This is a genomic window from Vibrio anguillarum (assembly GCF_003390515.1).
Classification (GTDB): domain Bacteria; phylum Pseudomonadota; class Gammaproteobacteria; order Enterobacterales; family Vibrionaceae; genus Vibrio; species Vibrio anguillarum.
Window position 1 is genome coordinate 1,655,565 of the sequence record NZ_CP031479.1, and the last position, 25,367, is coordinate 1,680,931.

General features: G+C 42.8%; 17 protein-coding genes. 3 read left to right on the forward strand and 14 right to left on the reverse strand.

Annotated features, from left to right (window positions below; all coding sequences use genetic code 11):
• Window positions 1-142 precede the first annotated feature (142 nt).
• Both DD616_RS11630 and fabA read left to right on the forward strand, forming a co-directional pair.
• A complete protein-coding gene (locus DD616_RS11630; protein ID WP_017044702.1) occupies window positions 143-1,786 on the forward strand; it encodes a S16 family serine protease in 1,644 nt (547 codons plus the stop codon).
• A 71-nt stretch (window positions 1,787-1,857) separates the two neighbouring features.
• On the forward strand, window positions 1,858-2,376 hold the full coding sequence (gene fabA, locus DD616_RS11635) for a bifunctional 3-hydroxydecanoyl-ACP dehydratase/trans-2-decenoyl-ACP isomerase (RefSeq protein ID WP_013856904.1): 519 nt from the start codon (window positions 1,858-1,860) through the stop codon (window positions 2,374-2,376).
• A 136-nt stretch (window positions 2,377-2,512) separates the two neighbouring features.
• On the opposite strand, the gene rmf is transcribed toward fabA, so the two are convergent.
• From rmf to msrC, 14 genes are all read right to left on the reverse strand, one after another.
• Window positions 2,513-2,686 carry a ribosome modulation factor gene (rmf, locus tag DD616_RS11640; RefSeq protein WP_010320553.1) on the reverse strand — a complete coding sequence of 58 codons (174 nt, stop codon included), beginning with the start codon at window positions 2,684-2,686 and terminating at the stop codon, window positions 2,513-2,515.
• Between the two features lie 169 nt (window positions 2,687-2,855).
• The gene (locus tag DD616_RS11645; RefSeq protein WP_208871706.1) at window positions 2,856-4,745 is read right to left on the reverse strand and encodes a DUF3466 family protein; all 1,890 of its coding nucleotides are present in this window, start codon (window positions 4,743-4,745) and stop codon (window positions 2,856-2,858) included.
• Between the two features lie 9 nt (window positions 4,746-4,754).
• Window positions 4,755-6,671, reverse strand: a complete 1,917-nt coding sequence (locus DD616_RS11650) for an ABC transporter ATP-binding protein (protein ID WP_208871707.1) — start codon at window positions 6,669-6,671, stop codon at window positions 4,755-4,757.
• Window positions 6,649-6,897 (reverse strand): glutaredoxin family protein, encoded by a 249-nt coding sequence (locus tag DD616_RS11655; RefSeq protein WP_013856908.1) that lies wholly within the window; start codon window positions 6,895-6,897, stop codon window positions 6,649-6,651. Before DD616_RS11655 ends, DD616_RS11650 begins: the two co-directional genes overlap by 23 nt.
• A gap of 3 nt (window positions 6,898-6,900) precedes the next feature.
• Window positions 6,901-9,030, reverse strand: coding sequence for a bifunctional 23S rRNA (guanine(2069)-N(7))-methyltransferase RlmK/23S rRNA (guanine(2445)-N(2))-methyltransferase RlmL (gene rlmKL, locus DD616_RS11660; protein ID WP_208871708.1), 2,130 nt, complete (start codon window positions 9,028-9,030; stop codon window positions 6,901-6,903).
• Between the two features lie 476 nt (window positions 9,031-9,506).
• Complete coding sequence (locus DD616_RS11665; protein ID WP_010320557.1) at window positions 9,507-10,049, reverse strand: cell division protein ZapC; 543 nt, start codon at window positions 10,047-10,049, stop codon at window positions 9,507-9,509.
• 189 nt (window positions 10,050-10,238) lie between these two features.
• On the reverse strand, window positions 10,239-11,249 hold the full coding sequence (gene pyrD / locus DD616_RS11670; RefSeq protein ID WP_013856910.1) for a quinone-dependent dihydroorotate dehydrogenase: 1,011 nt from the start codon (window positions 11,247-11,249) through the stop codon (window positions 10,239-10,241).
• A gap of 45 nt (window positions 11,250-11,294) precedes the next feature.
• The gene (locus tag DD616_RS11675) at window positions 11,295-16,136 is read right to left on the reverse strand and encodes an NAD-glutamate dehydrogenase (RefSeq protein WP_208871709.1); all 4,842 of its coding nucleotides are present in this window, start codon (window positions 16,134-16,136) and stop codon (window positions 11,295-11,297) included.
• 182 nt (window positions 16,137-16,318) lie between these two features.
• Window positions 16,319-16,537, reverse strand: coding sequence for a DUF2835 domain-containing protein (locus DD616_RS11680; RefSeq protein ID WP_208871710.1), 219 nt, complete (start codon window positions 16,535-16,537; stop codon window positions 16,319-16,321).
• A 65-nt stretch (window positions 16,538-16,602) separates the two neighbouring features.
• The gene (gene pepN / locus DD616_RS11685; protein WP_208871711.1) at window positions 16,603-19,209 is read right to left on the reverse strand and encodes an aminopeptidase N; all 2,607 of its coding nucleotides are present in this window, start codon (window positions 19,207-19,209) and stop codon (window positions 16,603-16,605) included.
• A 210-nt stretch (window positions 19,210-19,419) separates the two neighbouring features.
• Entirely contained in the window at window positions 19,420-20,103 is a 684-nt protein-coding gene (locus tag DD616_RS11690; RefSeq protein ID WP_208871712.1) for a hypothetical protein, read from the reverse strand.
• Between the two features lie 141 nt (window positions 20,104-20,244).
• The gene (prc, locus tag DD616_RS11695) at window positions 20,245-22,239 is read right to left on the reverse strand and encodes a carboxy terminal-processing peptidase (RefSeq protein ID WP_017044693.1); all 1,995 of its coding nucleotides are present in this window, start codon (window positions 22,237-22,239) and stop codon (window positions 20,245-20,247) included.
• A 17-nt stretch (window positions 22,240-22,256) separates the two neighbouring features.
• Window positions 22,257-22,886, reverse strand: coding sequence for an RNA chaperone ProQ (gene proQ / locus DD616_RS11700; protein ID WP_017047653.1), 630 nt, complete (start codon window positions 22,884-22,886; stop codon window positions 22,257-22,259).
• Window positions 22,887-22,985: 99 nt separating this feature from the next.
• Window positions 22,986-23,459, reverse strand: coding sequence for a free L-methionine (R)-S-oxide reductase MsrC (gene msrC, locus DD616_RS11705; RefSeq protein WP_013856917.1), 474 nt, complete (start codon window positions 23,457-23,459; stop codon window positions 22,986-22,988).
• A gap of 91 nt (window positions 23,460-23,550) precedes the next feature.
• Here msrC and DD616_RS11710 point away from each other — a divergent pair, with 91 nt between their 5' ends.
• Complete coding sequence (locus DD616_RS11710) at window positions 23,551-25,347, forward strand: ABC transporter ATP-binding protein (RefSeq protein WP_013856918.1); 1,797 nt, start codon at window positions 23,551-23,553, stop codon at window positions 25,345-25,347.
• The last annotated feature ends 20 nt before the right edge of the window (window positions 25,348-25,367 follow it).

Here is a 25,367-nt window from a genome sequence, read left to right on the forward strand (position 1 = left end):
AGGGTGACAGCGTAACCCACCATCGTTCAGAGTTCAATTTTTGGATTCAAAAAAGCGAACAAGATCAAGCATAATAATGGAGCTGTTAGACATTGCTATTTTTCTATATAATCTGGCTTCTTTTAATAAACACTAGATTTCAATGACTCAAAATATTTGGCGTTCAGTCACACCTCAGTATGATCAATTCCACTCGCAACTAGCTCAGTACCCTAGTCTATCTCCGGTAACATTACTCGACACACAGCCCAGACTAGCAACCGCTATTCAGCAGTTTGTTCAATTGAAAGGTTTTACACGAGTGATGTTGATCAACGCGCCAGATAACTCAATCTATCGTCAATTAGTCAGTCAAAAACTTCAAGTAATAAAGCCAAACTCGCACGTTATTTGTACGGAGTCCCTCGATATGGGGACTATCTTTGGCCAATACCGCGCTGAAAATGGGCTTATCACCAGCGAAATTCCTGGTTTATTGGATAAAGCCAATGGTGGTTATCTTCTGATCTCCGCTAATATGCTGTTGGCTAATCCTAAAATGTGGCCATTATTAAAAGCGGCAGTATTAGGCGAAGATGTAAGCCCCATTAATTGTGATGCTAAATCACCACACCCCTCACCAATCTCTAAAAGATATGAGGTCAAACTGATCATTTTAGGTGATAGGAACCAGTTAGCCGATGTCGACTATTTGGATGCAGACGTCCGCTCAAGCTTTTGTTTCTACACCGAATTAGAGTTGGACCTGAAAATTGATGAACAGTCGATATTGACCTATCTCGCTTATTTACGTTGGATATCTGAAGAATACCAACTCCCTACACTGACTGAAGATGCCATTCCTGCTCTTATGACCGCAGGTGCCCGTTTCACGGAAGATCAACATTACACACCGTTATGTGTAATATGGCACAGAACACTCATAGAAGAAGCGGCCTTAGAGTCAAATCAGTATCCGATTACTAAATCTCATATCGAAAGTGCCTTAGACAAACGCTATTATCGAGAGTCTTATCTGCAGCAACGAGCACTCGACGACATACTTGATGGACAAGTCATTATTGAAACTCAAGGCGAACAAGTCGGCCAAGTCAATGGATTAACGGTGATCGATGTTGCTGGCCATCCTCTTTCCTATGGTGAACCAGCTCGTATCTCATGCGTTGTGCACTTTGGTGATGGTGATATTACCGATGTCGAACGCAAAGCCGAGCTCGGTGGTAATTTGCATGCAAAAGGCATGATGATAATGCAAGCCTTTGTAAGCAGTTCAATGAACCTTGACGCACCGCTTCCCTATTCTGCTTCGGTTGTCTTCGAACAATCATACAGCGAAGTGGATGGCGACAGTGCATCACTAGCCGAGTTATGTTCTTTAGTAAGCGCTTTATCTGAACATCCCATTAACCAACAAATCGCTGTGACAGGTGCGGTTGATCAATTCGGGCGAGTCCAAGCTGTTGGCGGGCTAAACGAAAAAATTGAAGGCTTCTACCATGTGTGTAAGCATCAGGGATTCACGGGTGGACAAGGCGTCATTCTACCAAGAACAAATCTAAAACATCTTGCGCTTCATAAAGATGTAGTCAATAGCATTAAAAATGATGAATTTCATATTTGGCCAGTCGCTACAGTTGATGAAGCCGTACCGATCCTTATGGGTGCGTCATTCAGAGGCGATGACGAAGAAAGCATCATTAATAAAATTGCTCAACGTATTGAAAACTTTGAAAGGCATGACCAATCACACAGTATTGCAGAGCGCATTAAAAACTGGTTTGTGTAGCACTGATCGGAGTTGTTTAGCGTACACGTGTTCCCTAATATGCACCCTATCAAAAATTGGAGTAACTGATAATGCAGAATAAACGAGATTCATATAATCGTGAAGACTTACTAGCCTCTAGCCAAGGTGAGCTTTTTGGGCCTGGCTACCCTCAATTGCCAGCGCCAAATATGTTGATGATGGACCGCATCACCAAAATGTCAGAAACCGAGGGCGAGTATGGTAAAGGCCTTATTCTTGCTGAGTTAGATATTACTCCTGATCTATGGTTCTTCGATTGCCATTTCCCTGGCGATCCTGTAATGCCTGGCTGTTTAGGTTTAGATGCGATGTGGCAATTGGTTGGTTTCTTCCTTGGCTGGGTTGGTGGCAAAGGAAAAGGCCGGGCATTAGGTGTTGGTGAAGTTAAGTTCACAGGTCAGATCCTACCAACAGCAAAAAAAGTAACTTACGAAATCACGATGAAACGGGTTGTTAACCGTAAACTTGTAATGGGCCTAGCTGATGGTCGCGTTCTTGTCGATGGCAAAGAGATTTACGTTGCAAAGGATTTAAAAGTAGGTCTTTTCCAAGATACTTCTGCTTTTTAATGACGTTAAACTATTCATAAGCGACTCATAGAGTCGCTTTTTTCTCATCAAAATACTTAGTTATAGTGCTTTAGTGTGGCTTGAATACTAAAAAGCCCCTTCCGGGGCTTAAATCCTTTTGCATGTATGTGGGAGTTTATTTGTAGAGACCAGCTTGTTTGTCATCTCTGGCATCACGCCAACCACCTAGCCAATATGAACGAGCGTCCGTTTGTTGATAAGGGCAAGCCTCTACGGAACGTCCGTTTAAGCCAGCTTTATACCCATGAGACTGTGCTCTTTCAAGGCGATCACGCTTTTGTCTCTTCATCATAGTGTAGTCCTCATACAGTAACTTGTGTCTTACATACAACTATTAAATCTACATGGCATATCTGTTACACCACAATTAAGAATTGCTCAAAAATTCGACTTTCTCAAGTTACAAAAAAGGCGCAGATTCTAAATTGTGAACTTGCGCCATTCTTTACACTATTTAATTATTTTCTGCGGAACCTAAAGAGAGCAAGTAGTGTCAGAGTAATCCACCCCATACTACCGCCTTTACGTTCAACGGGTGGAAGTGCCGTGCTACGGATTTCAATATCGCTAGCCGCCGCGGCAGCAATCGGGATCAGTTTAATCGCGACAACGCTTTCACCTCCAGAAGTACAGTATGAGTTATGGGAGAAATCGTCATAGCCACCAGTACATTTAAATGCACTTGCTGCAATCACACCATCATCGTTGATATCTGAGGCTTCAAAAATACGGAACTGGTTATTATGTTGTGAGTAAGCCCCACCGTTGGTTAGATCATCTAGCCACCAACCTTGGTTCTGGAATAATGCCATTCTTGCTGCATTACTCCCTGTACCGTTGAAAGGATAGATAAAGCCACGATGACGACGTTGTTTGCCTCCATCTTCACGACCTTTTTCTGCATCGATTTGACCGACAATTTCATTGAAATTGTTGATCGCTTTCGCTTCACCGCCAGCACCAGTAAAGAAAATTCCACCTGATAGATAGTTAGCTACAGGTGTTCCGCTATTAGCATCTGCCACGAAAATACGGTTTGCTGCTGCGCCGCTTTCAGGTTTATCGCCTTTGCGTTTTGTTTCACCGATCACGATTAAATGGTTATTAATATCTGTCGCTAATGAGTTGGAGTAAATCACATCTCCATCCACTTTCAGTTCTGTGCCAGTAATAACCTTACTACTCCACATATCATGCTTAGGGGTTGTTACGTCGTAACTTGCATTAGGATAGAATACTGTTGCTTGCATTCTAAACACATTATCATCGCGATAGGTATTAAAACCAGCCATAACCGGCTTGTTAGCGTAACTGCCAGATGTAGGAACAGCAGCGCCTCTTACACTTGCTTGTGCAGAGTATCCGCTACGGTTTGCTTCAACATCACCGACCCACCCTGTTACGCGGTAACCCGTCGATGTAGATGCTGTATCCCACATATAAGCTTGCGTTGCAAATGCAAAATTTTGACACTGACGAGTTAACTGTGGATCGAGACCATCACTCACACAAGTGTTAACATCGCCATTGTAGTCTTTGTTATCATCATCACCGTTACCTGTTAAATAAGGGCTAACTGATGCACTACCAACCACGAAATTATGGGTACCATCATTGAATACATCATAAGCGAACGTCCGACCCATTTTTTCAACAATTTTATTATTTGTGTCTTTGACAATTGTGGTGTCTGTTGGTGGATTTAAAATATTGCCATTATAAAAACCACGTTGACGGTAGCCTAGAGCGTAATTACTCCCAGACTGTGTGTAACCGCTGCTCGTAATACCAAAAGCATAAGTACCGTCTAACCCAGTTAAAACGGTATTCTGAGTATTTGCAATAGAGCCAAAAGTCAAAACAACTTGCGATGAATTAACAAAGGCCGCTGCATTTTGTAGATAACTACCATTATCCCAAGCATCACGCTCACGTTTCAAACCGCCAGTTTCAACATTGTTGTACTCAAAACCATGCCATTGCTTATCAGCCCATGCCTCACAAGTAGAATAACCGAGTTCGTTAGAGCAATAGTTTTTGAGATCATCAATATCCTGATAAACAAAACGATTATCCATTTTGAATGGCACTTCATTATGATAGGAAATGCCATCAGAGCCATTGAGCGTATCGCCACCAAACGCAAAAGTATTACAGCTATTTCCGGCCGTAAAACATCCAAGAGGATTTGCTGAAAGGTTATCTTTTTGTATTGCCCTTCCATAATATTCATTAGCGACTAAGTTACCGGGTGTCACTTCTACAATTTGGTAAAGTGCAGCATGAGCTTGAGTGGCAGCCAAAATACTGGCTGCTATTACGGTGATTTTAAATGTTTTACTACTCATTAATAATCTCTAACTTTCCTGTTGCATTGCTTCGAGCTCTTCCCAGCGCTCGAAAGCAATTTCAAGCTCCTGCTCTTTCGCAGTTAACTTATCTAAAACGGGCTGTGTTTTGTCTGCTGATTGCATGAAAAACTCAGGATCGTTCACTTGCTGTTGAAGCATTTCAATATCATTCTCAAGTTGCTCTAACATTGCGGGCAACTCATCCATTTCTCGCTGCAGTTTATAAGATAACTTTTTAGGTTTTGTCTTAATTGGCGCTGTTTTGAGAGTTTCCTCAACCACTTTTTCTTTATTGCTGACATTTTCAGCAACTCGTGACTGCAAAACTTGAGCTCTTTGTTGCTGAGCATCGTGATAGCCTCCAACAAATTCTTCAATTTTGCCATCACCTTCAAAAATCCAACTCGTTGTTACAGTATTATCAACAAATTGACGATCGTGGCTGACAAGCAGCAACGTGCCTTGGTAGTTGGCAAGCAAATCTTCTAAAAGTTCCAAAGTTTCGATATCTAAATCGTTGGTTGGTTCATCTAAAATCAATAAATTATTCGGTTTGAGGAAAATACGAGCAAGCAACAGTCTGTTTTTCTCACCACCAGATAGCGCTTTTACTGGCGTTCTCGCACGTTTAGGGGCAAACAAAAAATCTTGTAAGTAGCTTAATGCGTGCCGTGGGCGCCCAGCCACCATCACTTCTTGTTTTCCGTCAGCTAAGTTGTCAATTACCGACTTCTCAGGATCGAGGATCTCACGGTACTGATCAAAATAAGCAACTTCAAGTTTGGTACCGCAATGTAATTTGCCACTCTGAGGTTGTAAATCACCCAACAGCAGTTTCAGCAGCGTACTTTTACCGCATCCGTTAGGGCCAATAAGTGCAATGCGATCACCACGCATGATATTGAAACTGAAGTTCGAGACAATGTTTTTGCCATCAATGCTATAGCTAATATCCTTCGCTTCGAAGACAATTTTTCCTGAACGCGCAGCGTCATCGATTTGCAAGTTTGCTTTGCCCTGTACCTCACGGCGATCATTACGCTCTTCTCTTAGCTTCTTGAGTGCTCTTACACGCCCTTCGTTACGAGTACGACGCGCTTTGATGCCTTGGCGAATCCAAACTTCTTCTTGGGCCAATTTCTTATCAAACTCGGCATTTTGCATCTCTTCTACGCGCAAGGCTTCTTCCTTGGCGACAAGGTACTGATCATAATCACCAGGAAACGAGCTGAGTTTACCGCGGTCAAGATCAACAATGCGCGTCGCCATTGAGTGGATGAACGTCCGGTCATGCGATACAAAGATGATCGAGCCTGTAAAATCTTTCAAAAAGCCTTCGAGCCATTCGATGGTGGTTACATCAAGGTGGTTAGTCGGTTCATCAAGCAGAAGGACATCAGGATCACACACTAGTGCTCTTGCAAGAGCCGCTTTACGCTGCCATCCACCGGATAAATCCGTTAGTTTGGTGTGGCCATCCAGTTTCAACGCCGCCAGAACATTTTGGATACGTTCTTCAAAACGCCATGCCCCTGTATGCTCTAGCTGCTCTTGAATACGAGATAACTTATTGATATTACTTTCACTTGGATCGATAACGATGAGATCTAAAAGATCTTGATAGATCTTTAGATACTCACCAACTTCCGCTAATCCACCAGCAACATAATCAAAAACGGTGCCAGCTTCATCTCTAGGCGGATCTTGTTCTAATCGAGAAACAACAACATCTTGTTCTATCTGCATTTTTCCGTCGTCCATGATGATTTCTCTCGCAAGAACTTTCATCATAGTCGACTTGCCTGCACCGTTTCGGCCGACGAGACAAACTCGTTCATTTTCTTGTAATGCGAAATCTGCATGATCGAGTAATGGGTGGTCACCAAATGCTAATTGACCGTTATGGATGGTAATTAATGCCATTATTTTCTAACCAATGAAGTAATGTTTGTTGGTCAAAGGGCCAGCTCAGTTCGGATTCTTGGTATTTAAGAACCGGAATAGTGACCCCGTAACGAGAGAAGAGCGCATCATCAAATGCAATATCAACAAGTTGTACTTGTTCAGCAATGTTTGCCTGCTGAACAAGCTGAAATGCCATCTCACAGAGATGGCATCCTTCAGTACTGTAAAGCGTGAACAACTTCATTCCCTATTCACTGCATGCATGGGAAATCGTCCAGCAGTTATGGATCTGCTTATTGCGTTCAAAATCCAGTGGTAATGTTTGTGCTGAAATGTTTTGAGCAGCTAAACCAAGCTCAGCTAGCGCTTCTAAATCCATTTTAAAATGTCGTTTATTGTTTGAAAACACAATCGTACCTTCTGGACGTAGGATACGTTTTAAATTTTCCATCAACTTAATATGATCGCGTTGCACATCAAATGTGTGTTCCATACGTTTGGAATTTGAGAATGTCGGCGGATCGATAAATATCAAATCAAATTGTTCTTTTGCAGTCTCTAGCCATTGCACACAGTCGGCTTGTTCAAAGCGATGCTGGTGTCCAACTTGACCGTTGAGCTTTAAGTTGTCTTTAGCCCATTCTAAATAGGTTTTAGACATATCAACCGTCATGGTTGATTTTGCTCCACCGCAAGCGGCATGAACGGTTGCAGAGCCGGTGTAAGCAAATAGATTGAGGAAATCTTTACCCTTTGCCATTTGCCCTAAGCGACGACGCGTCAATTTATGATCAAGGAATAAACCCGTATCGAGATAATCATGTAAATTGACAATCAGTTTAACGCCATACTCGTTCACTTCCATTGTCTCAGAAATTTGCCCTAATTTTTGATATTGAGAGCGCCCTTTCTGTTTTTCACGAACTTTGAGTACCACTTTATTTGCTTCTGTTCCGGTGACTTGAATCGCGGCACGAATGATATCTGTTAAACGGCGTTTCGCCTTTTCTTCTGGGATATCTTTAGGTGCGGCGTATTCTTGGATCACTAGGTGGTCGAGATAAACATCGATCGCAACATTGTATTCAGGCAAATCAGCATCATAAATACGATAGCAATCGAGTGATTCACGTTTCGCCCACTTACCAATTTTCGCAATATTTTTCTTTAAACGATTCGAAAAATCAGGAGCGATCACCGATTCTTGAGAAATAGACGCTCCCGGTTCTACCGTGCGCAATGAAATTGAGTAGTTCTTTTGGTGACAAGGTAACGCACCGTTATTTAACTTAAACTGCTTTTCAGCGCGCATACGCAAACAACTGAGTAATTCGTCAGAGCTTGAGAAAATCGACGCTTGGCAACCGCCAAATTCCGCCTTTAATTGCCCACCAAATGCCGTGTATAAAGCAATCAAACCAGGATGTGTACCTAAACGTTCACCATAGGGTGGGTTACAGATAACCACACCATCCTCAAACCCTTCAGGACGTTTGATCAGTGCCGCATCACCTAGTTGGAAGGTAATCAGTTCTTCAACCCCTGCGCGGCGAGCGTTATCTTTCGCGGTCTGCAGCACTCGTGCATCGTTATCAAAACCAAAGAACTTACAGTCAACTTTCTTGACACCACGTCTTGCTTGAACATTGGCCTCTGATTTTATTTGCGCCCACAGTTCTGCATCAAAATCCTCTAAAGCTTCGAAACTCCACTTTGGACGCTTGAGACTAGGGGCCATACCAGCAGCCATCATGGCCGCCTCAATGAGCAAAGTACCAGAACCACACATTGGGTCGAGCAATGGCTTTGCTTCACTCCATCCACTACGCAAAATAATAGCCGCTGCTAATGTTTCACGAAGTGGTGCTCGCCCCGCTTCGGTACGGTAACCGCGCTGATGTAAACCACCGCCCACCATATCAATCCCTAAAATGGCTTTATCTTTATGCAAGCGTACATGGACACGAAGATCTGCATGATCTTTATCGATCGAAGGGCGCGGTAAGTTCTTTTTGGTGAAACAGTCGACAACCGCATCCTTTACTTTCATCGCGCCGTACTGACTGTTGCGGATTTCGTTATTTGTACCGTTGAAGTCGACAACAAACTTTTTCGAACTATGAAAATGATTAACCCAGTTCACTGAACTTGCTGACAAGTAAAGATCCATATCATTTTGGCAGGTAAATTCAGAGAGGACGCGAACAAATCTTGATGCTAGACGGCTCCACAAACAACAGCGATAAATCTGCTCTTTCGACGCTTTAAATTTTACCCCGGCCTGCACGGGTTTTGCGTCCGTAATCCCTAATTTGGTTAGTTCTTCAACTAATAGGTTCTCAAGACCGTTTGAGGTAACCGCTAGATATTGATTCATACTGCTCTTTTACTGATAAAAATGACCACGCATTATACCTGACAATCCCACGCTTGAGTAAAACAAAGTGTCTCTTTCACCTTCTCAACCATTCAATTGCTTAACTACTCGCCAATTTTACAAATAGACAAGCTTCGAGCATTGCAAAAACATCTTACTAGATATAGCAAGGCCTACGGGATAAGTGAGTATTTATTCACTATTAAATTGGACTATACCAGATTGCTTTTTGCAGTGTAAATAAATTACAAACGAGCCAAAAATGGGAATATGTCGGCCATTTCTAGTGATGTAGACACTGTTTATAACGTCACTTTTGAAGAAAAAAACATCAGAATCCTGAACAAATCTCACATTTAAGATCGAATTCAGACGGATAGGATTGAGTTGGGGAAAAGCTCTAGGCAAAAAAAATCGGCTATTAAGCCGATGGGAAATGAAACAAAGGAACGAAACGTTGTGCTATTAGGGAAAAGTTAACTCACAAGAGCAACGTGCTCTTCGAGCAAAATATGATTGGCGCAAGCCATACGGTCATGCATAACCTTAATGACCTGTCCGAATTCCAACTGTTTGGAACCATTCAGTATGAACGCATCCAAATCGACTAAGGCGCAAAGACTAGCGCAGTCCCCTACCTCAAGTACGATGAAATAACCTTGGCTGTAGCCGTTGACCAACCGAACAATGTCACCTTCACTCGGTTCAAAACCGTAGCCTTGATGATCAAAAAACCAACTTTTAGGTTGGACAGGTTTATGAAAACGCTTAGCGGCAACACAATAGAGTGCTAATTCGGCTTGTCTTGGCTCACTTAAACCTAAATAGGCAATTTGCTCTTTGTAGGTTTGGAAAGCACTCGCATCATCGACTGAAAAATGATTCTCAGCAAAAGCACAATCGACGAGCAGATTACGGTAAAGATTGGTCTTAAAAACCATCTCATCACCAAGGTATAACATCAGGCAGCTTTCGCTATCTGAATAATACCAACTCCATTTGTCACTTGGTTTAAGCATCGTTCCACTCTCTAATTTTAATGAATTATCAAACTATTAGGTAAAACGCTTAATTACCTTTGCCAGCTAGTGAATGTAATTTTAAGAACAGAAATATAAAAAAAAAGAGGAAATGAATAACTCATTCCCTCTTACTTTGACCCAGTCACTTTTTATTTTTCTGAGTAAATACCTTCAAATCGCACTTAATTACAGGTTCTTGACAATATCTCTCACTAAACCTGGGCCGTGGTAAATGAATCCTGAATAGACTTGTACTAGTTTCGCGCCCGCCAACATTTTTTCTTTTGCAGCGATACAAGAATCAATACCACCCACTCCAATAATGGGCAGCTTATCACCCAACTCTTGGTACAAGCACTTAATCACTTCAGTACTTCTTGATTGAACAGGACGGCCACTTAACCCACCCGCTTCATTCGCGAATTTCATACCTTCCACCAGCGACCGATCCAATGTGGTATTAGTCGCGATAACGCCATCAATATTATGCTTGAGTAACGATTGGCAAATTTGTTTAAGTTCGTCATCAGAAAGATCGGGAGCGATCTTTAATGTTAACGGAACGTATTTATTATGCAGCTTAGCCAATTCAGATTGCTTCGCTTTCAGTACGGCAAGCAAATCATCCAATGCCTCACCATATTGTAACGTTCGTAACCCAGGAGTGTTGGGGGATGAAATGTTCACTGCTATGTAACCAGCATATGGGTAGACTTTCTCCATACAAATAAGATAGTCATCTGCCCCATTTTCAATCGGTGTATCTTTATTCTTTCCAATGTTGATACCGATAATGCCGTCATATTTAGCTTTCTTAACGTTCTCAACTAGGTTGTCGACACCTAAGTTGTTAAAGCCCATTCGATTGATAATACCTTCCGCTTGGATCAAACGAAATAAACGCGGTTTATCGTTACCAGATTGAGGACGTGGAGTCACGGTACCAACTTCGACAAAACCAAACCCCATTGCACCAAAAGCTTCTATGCATTCCCCATTTTTATCTAGGCCAGCGGCCAAACCTACAGGGTTTTTAAAAGTTAAACCCATGCATTCGACTGGGCGATTGGGTAAGTGTTGACGATAGAAGAGATCAAGAGGAGTGCCTGTGAAACGTTTAAAGTTTTCAATGGCGAGATCATGTGCCTTTTCGGCATCAAGTTGAAAAAAGCCAGTCCTGGCTAAGCGGTAGAGCATTGTGCCTCCGAAATAAAAAGCCCCGTATAAACGGGGCGTTATTATTTACTCATTTGCCGCACAATTCAAATTTAAAAGTACTAATTCTCTTAATGCTACTGAGAATTTTGCAAATTCATGTACTGCACCAACTTTAAATTCGTTGAGGATACTCTCCCAGCGCATTAAGGACACTTCATTACTAGCAATCCATTCATCCAGTGCTTTCATTACATCGAGTTCTTCTGGCGCACAAGTACAATTCAATACTTGCGCAGTGAGTTGACGCTGCTGCCAGTCTAAATCTTCACGGAATGCAGCGCGAGCTAGTGCTTGCCAGTTGTTATCCACCGCTTGACCGTTAATCTGTTTTAAGAACCAGTGCAGTGATAAACGATCACCTAAGTTAAAGTAAAGCTTAGCTGTCTGAGCAACGGTCTTACCTTTATCACGTGCCACTGTGGATATATCCAGTGCTGAGTACAGGCTTGATAAACGAGCAACGTAATTCGCCAGTTCTGAGTTAATGCCTTTATCAATCCAGACTTGAGCCATGGCATTATGCTCTGCAACCTCTTCAGCAACGAGCATATTGTCTAGTTCAGCGGAAACGGCATTGACGTCAGTTTGATAAAGCGCAATCAAATCTTTGACCGATTGTTTGCCTGAACGATTACGCAGCAACCAACGAGATAAGCGGCGTAAGGTTCGGCGTACTAAGAAAATCACATCGTACTGTGCATCGGCTTCTGCTTTATTGTCGAGTAAACGAACCTGCTCAAGAACACGGCCTAAACCATAGATTTCTCTTGCCGCAGTGTAAGCATTGGCAATATCGACAACATTCGCACCAGTCTCTTCTTGCAGACGGGTCACGAAATTACATCCCATTTCGTTCACCATCTGGTTGGCCAGAGCCGTAGCAATGATCTCTGCACGAAGTGGATGCTGTTGCATGTGCTGAGAATAGTTACGACGTAACTCAGTAGGGAAATAGTTGATCAACTGCTGTGAATGGAATTCATCGTGAGAAATCTCTTCACAAGCCAATTCCTCTTTCAACACCATTTTGCCGTATGCCACTAATACCGATAGCTCCGGACGGGTTAATGCAAATCCCTGCTTCTCACGCTCAAGCAAAGTTTCATCATCTGGAATGTATTCCAATGCTCGGTCAAGGTGCCCTGCTTTTTCCATAGCATGGATGAAACGAATCTGCTCTTTAACTAACGATACACCCTGTTGCTCAGTGACAGAAATAGCTTCAGATTGAGCGTAAGCATCTTCAATAACGATGCCTCCTACTTCGTCTTCCATCGACTCTAAGATCTGATTACGTTGTTTGACGGTAAGATCACCATTCGCCACCAAGCCATTCAAGAAGATCTTAATATTAACTTCATTATCCGAGCAATCGACGCCGCCAACGTTATCAACAAAGTCGGTATTAACACGACCACCAGTTAATGCATACTCAACACGTCCAAGTTGAGTCATACCTAAGTTACCACCTTCACCGATCACTTTTGTACGAAGATCGCGTCCATCAATTCTTAGAGCATCGTTAGCACGGTCACCTACATCAGAATGGCTCTCTTTCGATGATTTAACATAGGTGCCGATGCCGCCGTTCCACAAAAGATCCACTTCCATTTTCAAGATCATTTTAATCAGCTCATTAGGCGCAACAGAAGCCTTCTTAGTGCCGATCATTTTTTGAATTTCAGGCGTTAAGGTGATCGATTTCGCTTTGCGAGAGAAGATGCCACCACCTTTTGAGATCAACTTTGCGTTGTAATCTTCCCAGCTAGATCGTGGCGTGTTGAATAAGCGATTGCGCTCTTCCCAACTTTTTGCTGAATTTGGTGTTGGATCGATGAAAATATGCAAATGGTTAAACGCTGCTTGCAAACAGATGTGTTTAGACAGCAGCATACCATTACCGAACACATCTCCAGCCATATCGCCGATGCCAATCGCTGTGAAATCTGTGGTTTGGCAGTTAATGCCCATCTCACGGAAGTGGCGCTTGACTGACTCCCATCCCCCTTTTGCTGTAATCCCCATGGCTTTATGGTCGTAACCATTTGAACCACCAGAAGCAAAAGCGTCACCTAGCCAGAAATTGTATTCTGCTGACACTGAGTTAGCCAAATCGGAAAATGTTGCTGTCCCTTTATCCGCGGCTACAACTAAGTAAGGGTCATCTTCATCATGACGAACGACATTCTTAGGTGGAACGACTTCACCTTCAATAATATTGTCGGAAACATCGAGTAATGCACGAATAAAACGTTTATAGCAGCGTTGTCCCTCGGCAAAGATCTCATCACGCGTGGTAAACATGTGCTGTTTCTTACACACAAAACCACCTTTTGCTCCCACAGGAACAATAACGGTATTTTTTACCTGTTGCGCTTTCACTAACCCTAGAATCTCGGTACGGAAATCTTCTTGGCGATCAGACCAACGTAATCCGCCACGTGCTACTTTACCACCACGTAAATGAACACCTTCAATATCAGGCGCATAAACGAAGATTTCGAAAGCCGGCACAGGAGCTGGAATTTCAGAAATCTCTTTCGGTTTCATTTTTAAAGAAAGCCAGGGTTTGATCTGATTGTTTTCATCCAGCTGGAAGTAGTTAGTACGGATCGTTGCACTGATCATCTCCATATAACGACGAATAATACGATCATCATCCAAGCTATCAACACGATCTAACTCTTCAGTAATAGCGTTAATAAGATCCGTTTGCCCTTTTTGAGCCCCTTTGTGTTTAGGATCAAACCGCTTTAAGAATAGTTCCACCAGCCCTTTTGCTACATCTGGATAATGGCTGAGTGTATCTTCAATATATTGTTGACTGAATGGGAAACCCACTTGGCGCATGTAACGCGCATAAGCACGAAGAATCGAGACTTCGCGCCCAGTTAATGAAGCACCGAGTACTAGTCGGTTGAAGCCATCACTCTCTAATTCACCAGCCCAAATAGCCGCAAATGCTTGTTGAAAACGATCTCTCGCTTCTCGAAGATCGACACTCTTATCGCTCTTATGCAGCATTGAGAAATCTAAGATCCAATACGTTTGTCCATTTAACTTGCGTACTTCATAAGGTGACTCTCCGATCACCCTCAGCCCTAAGTTTTCCAACATCGGCATCACATCAGAAAGATGGATTGGCTCGTCACGGTGATAGAGTTTTAACCGCACCGCTTTTGAATCGGCCGCTTCTTCTTGTGGGCGATAGAACAACATGCCGAGTTTGTGCTCTTCATCTAAGGCTTCCAATCGCTGGATATCATCCACCGCTGAACCCGGCATCATGTCTTCTTTGTAAGAGCGAGGGAATGCACGCATGTATTCTTTCGATAATGGCAGCCCTTTACTCTCTCCAAAGTTTGCTACGATCGCATCTGATAAACGATCATCCCAAGTTGATGATGCTTCCATTAAATTTTGCTCTACCGTTTTTACATCGACATCCATGTTGTTATTATCAACACGTACGATGTAGTGTGTTCTTGCCAATGGGCTTTCTGAAAAATAAGTGGTGAACTCAACATCTTGCTCACAACCAAAGTACTGTTTGAAAATTCGTTGCGTTTGGCGGCGAAGCTCGGTGTTATAGCGCTCTTTGGTCACATAGACCATGCAGCTGAAGAAACGACCAAACGGGTCTTTACGAACAAACAGACGCAGCAAATCCCTATCTTGCATTTGCACTACGCCCATCCCAACTTCTAACATCTCTTCTTCACGTGCTTGCAGTAACTCATCACGAGGATAGTTTTCTAGAATATTGTGCAGCGCTTTATAGGAATACGAGCCTGCACGATAACCGCTGGCTTTTAGGATACGTTCTACTTTTTCGCGGATCAGCGGAATAGTTTCGACACTTTGGTTATACACCGCCGAGGTATATAGACCAGTGAAACGATGTTCACCGATCACTTTACCTGCCTTGTCGAACTTTTTAACGCCGATATAATCGGTATAAGCTGGGCGGTGGATACGTGATTGGGTATTGCCTTTAGTGACAATCAATAAAAAAGGCTTTTTGGCTTCAAGGCGCGCAGAATCAGGAAAGTCAGATAATTTTACGCTGCGCACACGTTTTGAATCAGAAAATAAACCTAACCCTTTTTCTGCTGTTGGTCTCAGTTCAGTATCGCCTTCGACCGTCACGAGGTCGTATTCTTTGTACCCCATGAAAGTGAAATTATGATTTCCCATCCACTTTAAGAATTTGATGGTTTCTTCGTAACGATCACTTTCTACAGGAATGAACTCTTTTTGTGTCTCCAATTGCGCAATCACTTGCACCAGTTTTTCTGACATTGGTTGCCAGTCTTGCACCACTAAAGCTGTATCGCTCAGAATACTAAGCAACTCATTTTTCAACTGTGTCATCGCTTCTTTGCTGCTAAGGCGGTCGACTTCAATATGAAAAAGAGATTGCAGAACACCCTCACCTTGGTTTACCGAAGTAATAACACCGTTATCGGTGCGCGAGATTTGCGTTGGACCATTGAGCATGAGGTGTGACGATAAATCCAAACGGCTGAGTGCCATTTTAATGGAGTCCACAAGAAACGGACTATCAGGGATTACTATTTCAACAATCGTGTGCGTTGACTGCCAACCTTGGCGGCTTACTGTAGGGTTAAATACCCGTACTGAACGCTCCTCTGGGTTTTTCTCGTTAATATGGTGCCATAGGCTAACTATCGCACCATATAAGTCAGATTCATTACGTTCAGTCAGATCATCTTTCGAAATGTTACTAAATAGATGTTGAGCAAGTTGGGTCACGAGCGGTTGATGAGTAAGATCGAGTTTGTCTTGAATCAGTTTGTACACTTTTTCAAGCAGAACTGGCACTAAAGTTTCACGCGCAGTCATAGTAGACTCCAAGATTATTATTTTTGTAGGGTATGCGGTAAGCATAGCGCTTACCATTGGTAATGCTTGCTTTATTGTAAAAGCTTTATTGACAAATAGTTAACAGTTTTAGGGCAGGTCTGAGGTGAAATGTTTGAGAATGTGATTAAGATTCCTATTTAAATATCTAGAAAATCAGCGGCTCACAGAGTTTCTAACTTTACAAACTTGTTATTTTGGTCAGTTGTCAGCCGAAATCGACCTTTTATTCCAATTTGGCTAAGAAATGGACGAAATCGAGACGCGGGTAGCTGAAGGCGTAGACCTTGATCTGTGTAGACTTGTACAGAGCTTGCTACGCCAGAATAGTGCGCTAAGTAAACTTGATAAGAAATATTAAGAGTAAAATAGTATTGCTTCATAGCCGTTAACCAAAATAGAGCGAGGAGACGTATCTATCACCTCGCTCTTAGTAGAGTTAAGCTCCTTAAGATTCGAGCGCTTTTGTTACTTTTTCAAAGAGATCCCGAGCTAAATTATCCATTGACTTCAAAGTCTCCAACTCCAATTTCATCATTGCTTGACGAGTTTCATCGTAGAGCCTGAATTTAAGTAAAGGATCAATTAAACGCGACGCAACTTGGGGGTTACTATCATTGAGTTCACGCAGTATCTGCCCTACAAAACGGTATCCCTCACCCGATTTTGCATGGAAATTAACTGGGTTTGCGCTGAGGAATGAACCAATTAAACTGCGAGTACGATTTGGATTTTTTAAGCTAAATGCTTCATGTTTCATGGTTTGTTGAATGGTATCCAAAACACTTGGCGCGGGGTTAGTCCCTTGCAGTGCAAACCATTTATCCATCACCAATCCATCGTGTTTCCATTTATTGCTGTAATCATCCATCAGTGCTTGACGGCACATAAGCTGCGCACTATTCGCAGCGCTCATAGCGGCGATGGTGTCAGTCATGTTGTTGGCACTGTGATACTGAGCCAGCACCAAGTCATTGCCTTGGTCGGTATAAGCTAAATAAGCAAGGCAAGTATTGCGCAATGCTCGTTCACCAATTGCACTGTGTTCAATGCTGTATTCTGTCTGTTTTAAACTGTGGTAAACCGCATTGAGCTCGTCTTGCAATGCGTTAGCAAGCTGTACTTTCATCGCTTTAAGTACGGTCGCTATTGCATCAACATCCACACGTTTATACCAACCTGAAACCTCATTATGGCTAGGTAATGAGAGCATTTCCGCAATAAAAGCAGGCTCTAGAGCCTCACTCAGTAACACACCACGGAATGCATCAACTACCGATTCAGGCAAATCCGCCGCCTTACCCGACTGCACTCCAAACACATTGCTACGGATATATTTGGCTAACAACATTTGGCCTGCATCCCAGCGAGCAAATTCGTTACGAGCATTGACCATCAAGAAGATCAGCTCATCATCACTGTAGTCATACTCCAGTTTCACTGGTGCTGAAAATTCGCGCAACAAGGAAGGGATCGGTTTCTCTGGCACATTTTCAAACACGAAGGTCTGCTTAGCCTGTGTTACGTTCAGTACATTAGAGATTCGCTTTCCGTTACATTGTAACTCAATTACATCGCCATGAGCGGTGTATAACTCAACATCAAAAGGAATATGCAGCGCTGCTTTCTCTTTTTGCTCGTGCGTTGGTTCGGTTGTTTGCTCTACGGTTAAGGCATAGGTTTTCTGTTGTGCGTCATATTCAGTGCTCACTGAAACAATCGGTGTACCAGATTGGCTATACCATAAACGGAATTGGGTAAGATCGACGCCAGAAGCATCTTCCATCGCTGCTACGAAATCTTCGCAGGTAGCGGCAGTGCCGTCATGACGCTCAAAATAGAGCTTCATCCCTTTTTGGAAATTCGTTTCACCCAATAACGTATGTATCATACGAATCACTTCACTGCCTTTTTCATAGACAGTTAATGTATAGAAGTTATTCATTTCTATCACTTTATCGGGACGAATTGGGTGTGACATTGGGCTGGCATCTTCCGCAAATTGTGGCCCGCGAATAATGCGCACATTATTAATGCGATTCACGGCTCTCGACCCTAAATCAGACGAAAATTCTTGGTCACGGAATACCGTTAGGCCTTCTTTTAAGCTTAATTGGAACCAATCACGACAAGTGACGCGGTTACCAGTCCAGTTATGGAAATATTCGTGGCCAATCACCGCTTCAATACCTAAATAATCAGTATCGGTAGCGGTTTTTTCATTGGCTAGCACAAACTTAGAGTTAAAAATGTTGAGCCCTTTATTCTCCATCGCACCCATGTTGAAAAAGTCAACGGCAACGATCATGTAGATGTCGAGATCATACTCTAAGCCGAAGCGTTCTTCGTCCCACTTCATTGCGTTGATAAGTGATGTCATCGCATGAGAAGCTCGGTCGAGGTTACCTTTATCAACAAAAATCTCGAGGGCAACATCACGGCCGGACTTGGTTTTATATTGATCACGTAATACGTCAAAATCACCCGCAACGAGAGCAAATAAGTAAGCAGGTTTCGGATGTGGATCTTGCCACTTCACCCAATGACGCCCTTCTGTAAGATCGCCATGTTCGATACGGTTACCGTTACTTAATAAAAATGGGTAATCTTTTTTGTCAGCAATCACGGTCGTTGTGTATTTTGCAAGAACGTCTGGACGATCGAGGAAATAAGTGATGCGACGGAAACCTTCTGCTTCACACTGAGTACAGAACGCACCACCCGATTTGTATAACCCTTCTAGTGCGGTATTCGCTTCAGGGTTAATCAGTGTCACGATCTCCAATTCAAACTCTTGAGGTAATGATGAGATCGAGAGCCCGCTTTCAAGCAGCTGAAAATCTTGCCATTCGGTGCCATTCACTTTGAGCGATTTCAGCTCAAGGTTTTCACCATCCAGCACCAATTGGTTATTCTCTTTTTGCTGCTTAACGTGAGAAACGGCAGTCACTGTGGTGTTGGTATCAAAGAGATCGAATGTTAATTCTAGATCCGTAATGGTATGTGATGGAGATTGATAATCTTTGCGATACTTGGCTTGGGGTGTATGAGCCATGTCGTAATCCTTGTTGACGGAGTGAAATGTGACGTTTTTGATAAACATTCAGTAAGATGGCTATAGATCTAAGGCTTGTTATCATTAATAACAACCCCTCAAACCGAAAAACGAGGCATTTAAGACAAATACCCCGTTATTTCGCTGACAATTTACCCATATATCAACAGATTTCACTCATTGCCTTTCTTATGATAGAAGATTGCAAGACTACGGATTTACTCGCGCTAAAACAGCCGACATGGAACCATTCTCCACTTCTAAAGTTAACATATCACTAACAAGCGTATAGCGGGTATCATGTTCTCCGTCTTCATAAAGGAGCACCAAATGATCACCTTCTGTGTAGTACACCCCCTTATGGATCGATTCGTTACCATTGGCACCACTCACTCTGAACATAAAGACAAAATCCGGCTGTAAAACGAGATCAAGTTGGCTAATGTCGGTTGCTATCGCATCTTCACCAAATATTCGTTTGCTAGACCACACCCCTGCCAACGCATTTGGTAAAGCTTTAGTGAACATAATGCCGTTTAAGTTGAGCATGTTGTGGTTCACTTGGTATTGATAAACTTGAGGTTGCGATGAATTAAGCCCCAAAATCAAGCTGTTATCGCTAGCGTCAAATTCACCTTCCCAGTGATCCACATTGTAATTTTTCTTTTGAATATCGATCTTAAAACGATAATTCGATTCTAAGGTCAGTTTAATAGAACGAAAATCATCGGAAGAAGTGTCAGGATTGGGGTTAAGTAGGTACCAATCACCAAGTAAAAAAGGGAGATCAAACTGAGTTAAGTCTTGATGAGTCTGCGTACCACTACTTTGACTTTGTGCCGCACTGGTGCTGATAAGAACAATGCAGGTAAAAATGATGCTTATCCATTTCATAACACGCTCCTCGCTTTTTTCTTAAGCTTAGAACCGGTTGTACGATAAAGCGAAATGTTTGATCTGTATCACGTTATTTATTTGGTTTAAATAAGATCAAAAAAGCGAGCACTAAGGCTCGCTTTTCATTGATACTGGTTGCTAATTTAGCATATCAACAGTGATCGCCACTGCTTCTTCTAAATAAACATCTGGAGCTTCATAATCTTTAGGCACATCTTGCAAGGTTTTATAGGGCTTCAAACCATTGGCGGCTTGTCGCATGTTAATCCGCGCCAAACGCAATTCATCTGCCTTGTCACTTTCTTGCTTACGCACAGATTCATTGAGAGAAATTGTGTTGTCATCTTTCTCCGCTTTATACTTTGCAATATCCTCGTTAATGAAGCCGAACTCCATATCGTTGGCAATACGAGCTTGATGCTGCGCAGATAACTTAGCAATCAGTTTTTCATTAGCTTGTAACTTGTCGTATTTAGCTCGCTCAATTTGATCCCAAGGAAGCGCATTAGGTTCAACGCTCTCACCGGTATCTTTTGCTTCAATCGCAGTGGGTAACGCAATATCAGGCACCACACCTTTATTCTGCGTACTACCACCATCAATACGATAAAATTTCTGAATCGTATATTGAACGTAGCCTAATTCTTTATCAAACAAGTCGTAGATATGATTCAACGAGCGATGCTGTTGAACCGTTCCCTTACCGAATGAGTTTTCGCCAACAATGATCGCTCGTCCATAATCTTGCATTGCCGCTGCAAAAATTTCTGAGGCTGATGCGCTGTAGCGATTCACCAATACCGTCATAGGACCCTGATAACTGATTTTTCCATCCGTGTCACTATTAACGTTTACTCGTCCATAGCTATCGCGAACTTGCACAACCGGACCGCTTTCAATAAATAAGCCGGATAATGCCGTCGCTTCCGTTAATGCACCCCCACCGTTATTACGCAAATCGACGATCACGCCATCCACTTTTTTCTGCTTCAGTTCAGTCAGCAATTTGTCCGTGTCTTGCGCTAAACCGACATAGAAGCTAGGGACTTCAAGCACGCCGATTTTCTTGCCATTTTTCTCGATGATTTTTGATTTAACCGCTCGATCTTCTAAACGAATTTTGTCTCGAACAATAGTGACAACGTGACTTTTAGCGTCTTTACCTTCCGGCAAAACTTGCAACTTCACCTTAGTGCCTTTCGGGCCTTTGATCAGTTGTACGACATCATCTAAACGCCAGCCGATAACATCAACCATCTCTTTGCCATCTTGGCCCACACCAATAATACGATCGCCTTCACCCAACTGCTTGCTATTTGAGGCAGGACCACCCGCAACTAACGAACGAATGATGGTGTAGTCGTCGGTCATTTGCAGTACAGCACCAATCCCTTCCAATGAAAGATTCATTTCTGATTGGAACTGCTCGGCATTACGTGGAGAGAGATAACTAGTATGCGGATCAACTTCACGCGCAAAAGCATTCATATAAAGCTGAAATACATCTTCGCTGTGGGTCTGAGACAGACGTTTGATCGCGTTATTATAACGCTTGCCTAGCGTTTCTTTAATTTCCGGCCACTCTTTACCCGTAAGCTTTAAGTTCAGTGCATCATATTTGACACGTTGCTGCCATAACTTATCGAGCTCGGTTTTATCTTTCGGCCAAGCTGCTTTTGAGCGATCAAGTTCCATCGATTCATCGGCTTCAAATGTAATTTCTTTGTCGAGCAGAGAAAGCGCATATTGAAAACGCTCAAAGCGCTTTTGCATTGATAAGTTATAAACATCAAATGCAATTTGGTTATTGCCAGCCTTGAGTTGATCATCAAGTTGTGTCGACCACGTATGAAAGGAATCAATATCGCTCTGAGTAAAGATATTGCGGTTGTAATCGAGCAGTTCGAGATAACGATTGAAGATAGCTTGCGAGAAATCGTCATTCAAGTTGAAGTGTTTGTAATGAGAACGAGTAAAACGGGAAGTCACACGCTTACTCGCCGTTTCATGCTGCATTTCTGGGGCAAGAAGAGGTAAATCTTCTTTGCTAAGAGTGGCTTCTAAGGCCTGAACGGATGACGCTGCTAGCCATAGGCCAGCAGCGATCAACGTTAATTTTGAACGGCATTTCATGCGTAGGAATTTCTCCTTTATGCGCGCAAGTGCTCCGCTTTCACAACCATTTGTAGGCCGTTGACAAGTTGAACGCGCACATCTTCCTTATTAACTTCAACAATGGTCGCAGCCATGTTTCCTTTACCCATGTTTACGTTCACTTGTTTGCCAGTGATCATTTCATCAGCATTTAAAGCGCGCGTCTCGACAGGTTTTTCAGATTTTGGCGCTTTCGCTTGAGGACGACGAGCTTGTGCTTGAGGCTTTTTCGCTTTTGGCTGCTTCGCTTTTGCCTCTTCGCGTGCTTTTTGTCCTTGCTCTTTACGACGAGCCTGTACTCGAGCTTTACTTTCTGCCAATGCGGCTTGTGCGTGCTCTACATGTTCTTCTTCTAACTCTCCACATGGGTTGCCATCAAGGTCAACACGAGTTGCACCTAGTTTAACACCATGTAGATAACGCCATGACGACGTGTATTGTCTTAACGCAGCACGCAGCTGTGTTTTACTTACTTTTGAGTCTTCGTTTAGGCGTTCAGCAAGATCTTGAAAAATACCAATTTTCAAAGGCTTTGCTTCACCTTCTAAAGTAAAGCACTTAGGGAAACATTCAGCAATGTACGCAATAACTTCTTTGCTGTTTTTTAACTTTTCAGTGTTTTCCATGAGGATTCCTGGTTTATGCGGTCTTTCCGCGAGGCATTAAGATAAATATGTTCGGTATTATAGTGACCTAAATGCGAAAAACCACAGGCAATGACCAATTTATGCCTTGTTAGCGTGTGAATTGAGCAGCTTTTCTATCTCAATCATTAATTCTGCCATCCCTTTCTCATCAATTTCAGAAAAACGGCCAATTGTTGGGCTATCGATATCCAATACTCCCACCACTTGACCATTGATAGAAAATGGCACCACCAACTCAGAATTGCTCGCAGCATCGCAAGCAATGTGACCAGCAAACTCATGGACATCATAAACACGTTGTATACGGTTAGTCGCCGCCGCAGTACCACACACACCTTTTCCTAAGGGGATGCGTACACAAGCTGGTTTTCCTTGAAAGGGACCGAGAACCAGTTGCTCTTCTTTTATTAGGTAAAAACCCACCCAGTTAAGATTTTCAAGCTCCATGTTAAATAAGGCGCTCAAATTGGCAAGATTAGCGATTAAATCCGTTTCAGATTCAACCAGTGCCACCGCCTGCTTGGTAAGACGGCGGTATTCTTCTATGTTCATATAAACTCAACGACCTTTTGAAAACGGAAGACATCTATTTTTGAACAGCGTACAATTTCTCACACGATAAATAGGATGCATTCTCATCATAATGACTAATTCCAATGACACTATTAGCCGCTCTTGGGTAATAAAACAAGTAAAAAAACATCGACCTACACTTCTATTTGCCAATGCGATCGCGGTTATTGCAACGCTGGTTAGTGTCCCTATTCCACTATTAATGCCATTAATGGTCGACGAAGTTCTGCTGAATAAACCCGCTTCTGGTTTGGCGATGATGAATACTATTCTACCGACGTCGATGCAAAACCCAACAGGCTATATTGCGCTCACGTTATTGCTAGTGGTCTTGATGCGTAGCGTCAGCCAAGCGCTCAACATACTTCAAAGCCGTCAATTTACTTTGGTGTCCAAAACCATCACCTACCAAATGCGCTGCAAAATGATTGATAAATTAGGACGGATAAGCATCAGGCAGTACGAAACCAAAGGCAGTGGTGGTATTAATGCTCACTTAATCACCGACATCGAAACCATTGATCAATTCATAGGTAGCACACTCAGTAAATTTATCATCAGCCTACTGACCGTGTTAGGCACAGCGGGTGTTCTACTCTGGCTTGAGTGGCGTTTAGGGCTGTTTATTTTATTGGTCAACCCGATTGTGATTTACTTTTCACGTAAACTCGGAAGCAAAGTCAAACATCTGAAAAAGCGAGAAAACCAAGCGTATGAACGCTTTCAAAATCGGCTAGTCGAAACATTAGATGGCATTTATCAATTGCGTGCCGCTAATAAAGAGCGAGAGTTTCTCAATGAACTCAAACAGCAAGCCAACCAAGTCCGAGAGAATGCAGACAAATATGCATGGCAATCAGAGGCTGCAGGGCGCGTCTCATTTCTCCTGTTTTTACTTGGTTTTGAGCTATTTAGAGCGGTCGCGATGCTGATGGTGGTCTTTAGCGACTTGACCATAGGGCAAATTTTCGCCGTTTTCGGTTATTTGTGGTTTATGTTAGGCCCAGTGCAAGAACTGCTGAGTATTCAATTTTCTTGGTACAGTGCAAAGGCGGCCTTCCATCGCATTAATGATCTGCTTGCACTGGAGGAAGAGCCTCGCCCTATTTGCAAAATTAACCCATTCACAGATAACCGCCAGGTCGATGTTGAGGTTTCTCACGTTAATTTTGCCTACGATAGTGAAAAGAGTGTGCTCAACGATCTCTCGCTCACGATTCCGGCGGGTAAAAAAGTTGCGTTGGTTGGCGCAAGTGGTGGTGGGAAATCCACGTTGATCCAACTGTTAATTGGTGTGTATCAACCCAATTCCGGGCAGATCCGTTTTAATGGTGCGACCACTGAAGAGATAAGTTTTGATATTATTCGCGATAACATTGCCGTGGTATTACAACAACCTATACTATTCAACGACACCTTAAGGCATAATTTGACCCTCGGCGGTCAATATGCAGAAGAGGAATTATGGCAAGCGCTGCATATTGCACAACTGGATGATGTGACTGCGAATCTCAGTGACGGTTTAGAAACGCTAGTTGGCCGAAATGGTATTCGCTTGTCGGGCGGACAACGTCAACGTTTAGCCATCGCTCGGATGGTACTGAGCAATCCTAAATTTGTTATTTTGGATGAAGCAACATCCGCGTTAGATACGGTAACTGAAGCGGCATTGCACAATGCTCTGACTGGATTTTTGAAAGGTCGAACTACTTTAATTGTTGCGCACCGCCTTTCGGCAGTGAAACAAGCCGATATAATTTACGTGCTGGAAGATGGTCAAGTTAGCCAAATGGGTACGCATCGAGAATTAGTCGAGCAAGATGGGTTATATCAGACCCTTTATGGAAATCTCCAATCGTACGTTTAGTGATTGGGTAACAATAAATT

Coding starts and splice junctions, on each gene's coding strand:
- rmf (WP_010320553.1), bottom strand. CDS start 2,686: ATGAAGAGACAAAAGCGTGATCGCCTTGAAAGAGCACAGTCTCATGGG.
- DD616_RS11650 (WP_208871707.1), bottom strand. CDS start 6,671: ATGGCATTAATTACCATCCATAACGGTCAATTAGCATTTGGTGACCAC.
- DD616_RS11665 (WP_010320557.1), bottom strand. CDS start 10,049: ATGCTTAAACCAAGTGACAAATGGAGTTGGTATTATTCAGATAGCGAA.
- proQ (WP_017047653.1), bottom strand. CDS start 22,886: ATGGAAAACACTGAAAAGTTAAAAAACAGCAAAGAAGTTATTGCGTAC.
- DD616_RS11645 (WP_208871706.1), bottom strand. CDS start 4,745: ATGAGTAGTAAAACATTTAAAATCACCGTAATAGCAGCCAGTATTTTG.
- DD616_RS11690 (WP_208871712.1), bottom strand. CDS start 20,103: ATGAAATGGATAAGCATCATTTTTACCTGCATTGTTCTTATCAGCACC.
- fabA (WP_013856904.1), top strand. CDS start 1,858: ATGCAGAATAAACGAGATTCATATAATCGTGAAGACTTACTAGCCTCT.
- DD616_RS11675 (WP_208871709.1), bottom strand. CDS start 16,136: ATGACTGCGCGTGAAACTTTAGTGCCAGTTCTGCTTGAAAAAGTGTAC.
- pyrD (WP_013856910.1), bottom strand. CDS start 11,249: ATGCTCTACCGCTTAGCCAGGACTGGCTTTTTTCAACTTGATGCCGAA.
- rlmKL (WP_208871708.1), bottom strand. CDS start 9,030: ATGAATCAATATCTAGCGGTTACCTCAAACGGTCTTGAGAACCTATTA.
- DD616_RS11655 (WP_013856908.1), bottom strand. CDS start 6,897: ATGAAGTTGTTCACGCTTTACAGTACTGAAGGATGCCATCTCTGTGAG.
- pepN (WP_208871711.1), bottom strand. CDS start 19,209: ATGGCTCATACACCCCAAGCCAAGTATCGCAAAGATTATCAATCTCCA.
- DD616_RS11710 (WP_013856918.1), top strand. CDS start 23,551: ATGACTAATTCCAATGACACTATTAGCCGCTCTTGGGTAATAAAACAA.
- msrC (WP_013856917.1), bottom strand. CDS start 23,459: ATGAACATAGAAGAATACCGCCGTCTTACCAAGCAGGCGGTGGCACTG.
- DD616_RS11630 (WP_017044702.1), top strand. CDS start 143: ATGACTCAAAATATTTGGCGTTCAGTCACACCTCAGTATGATCAATTC.
- DD616_RS11680 (WP_208871710.1), bottom strand. CDS start 16,537: ATGAAGCAATACTATTTTACTCTTAATATTTCTTATCAAGTTTACTTA.
- prc (WP_017044693.1), bottom strand. CDS start 22,239: ATGAAATGCCGTTCAAAATTAACGTTGATCGCTGCTGGCCTATGGCTA.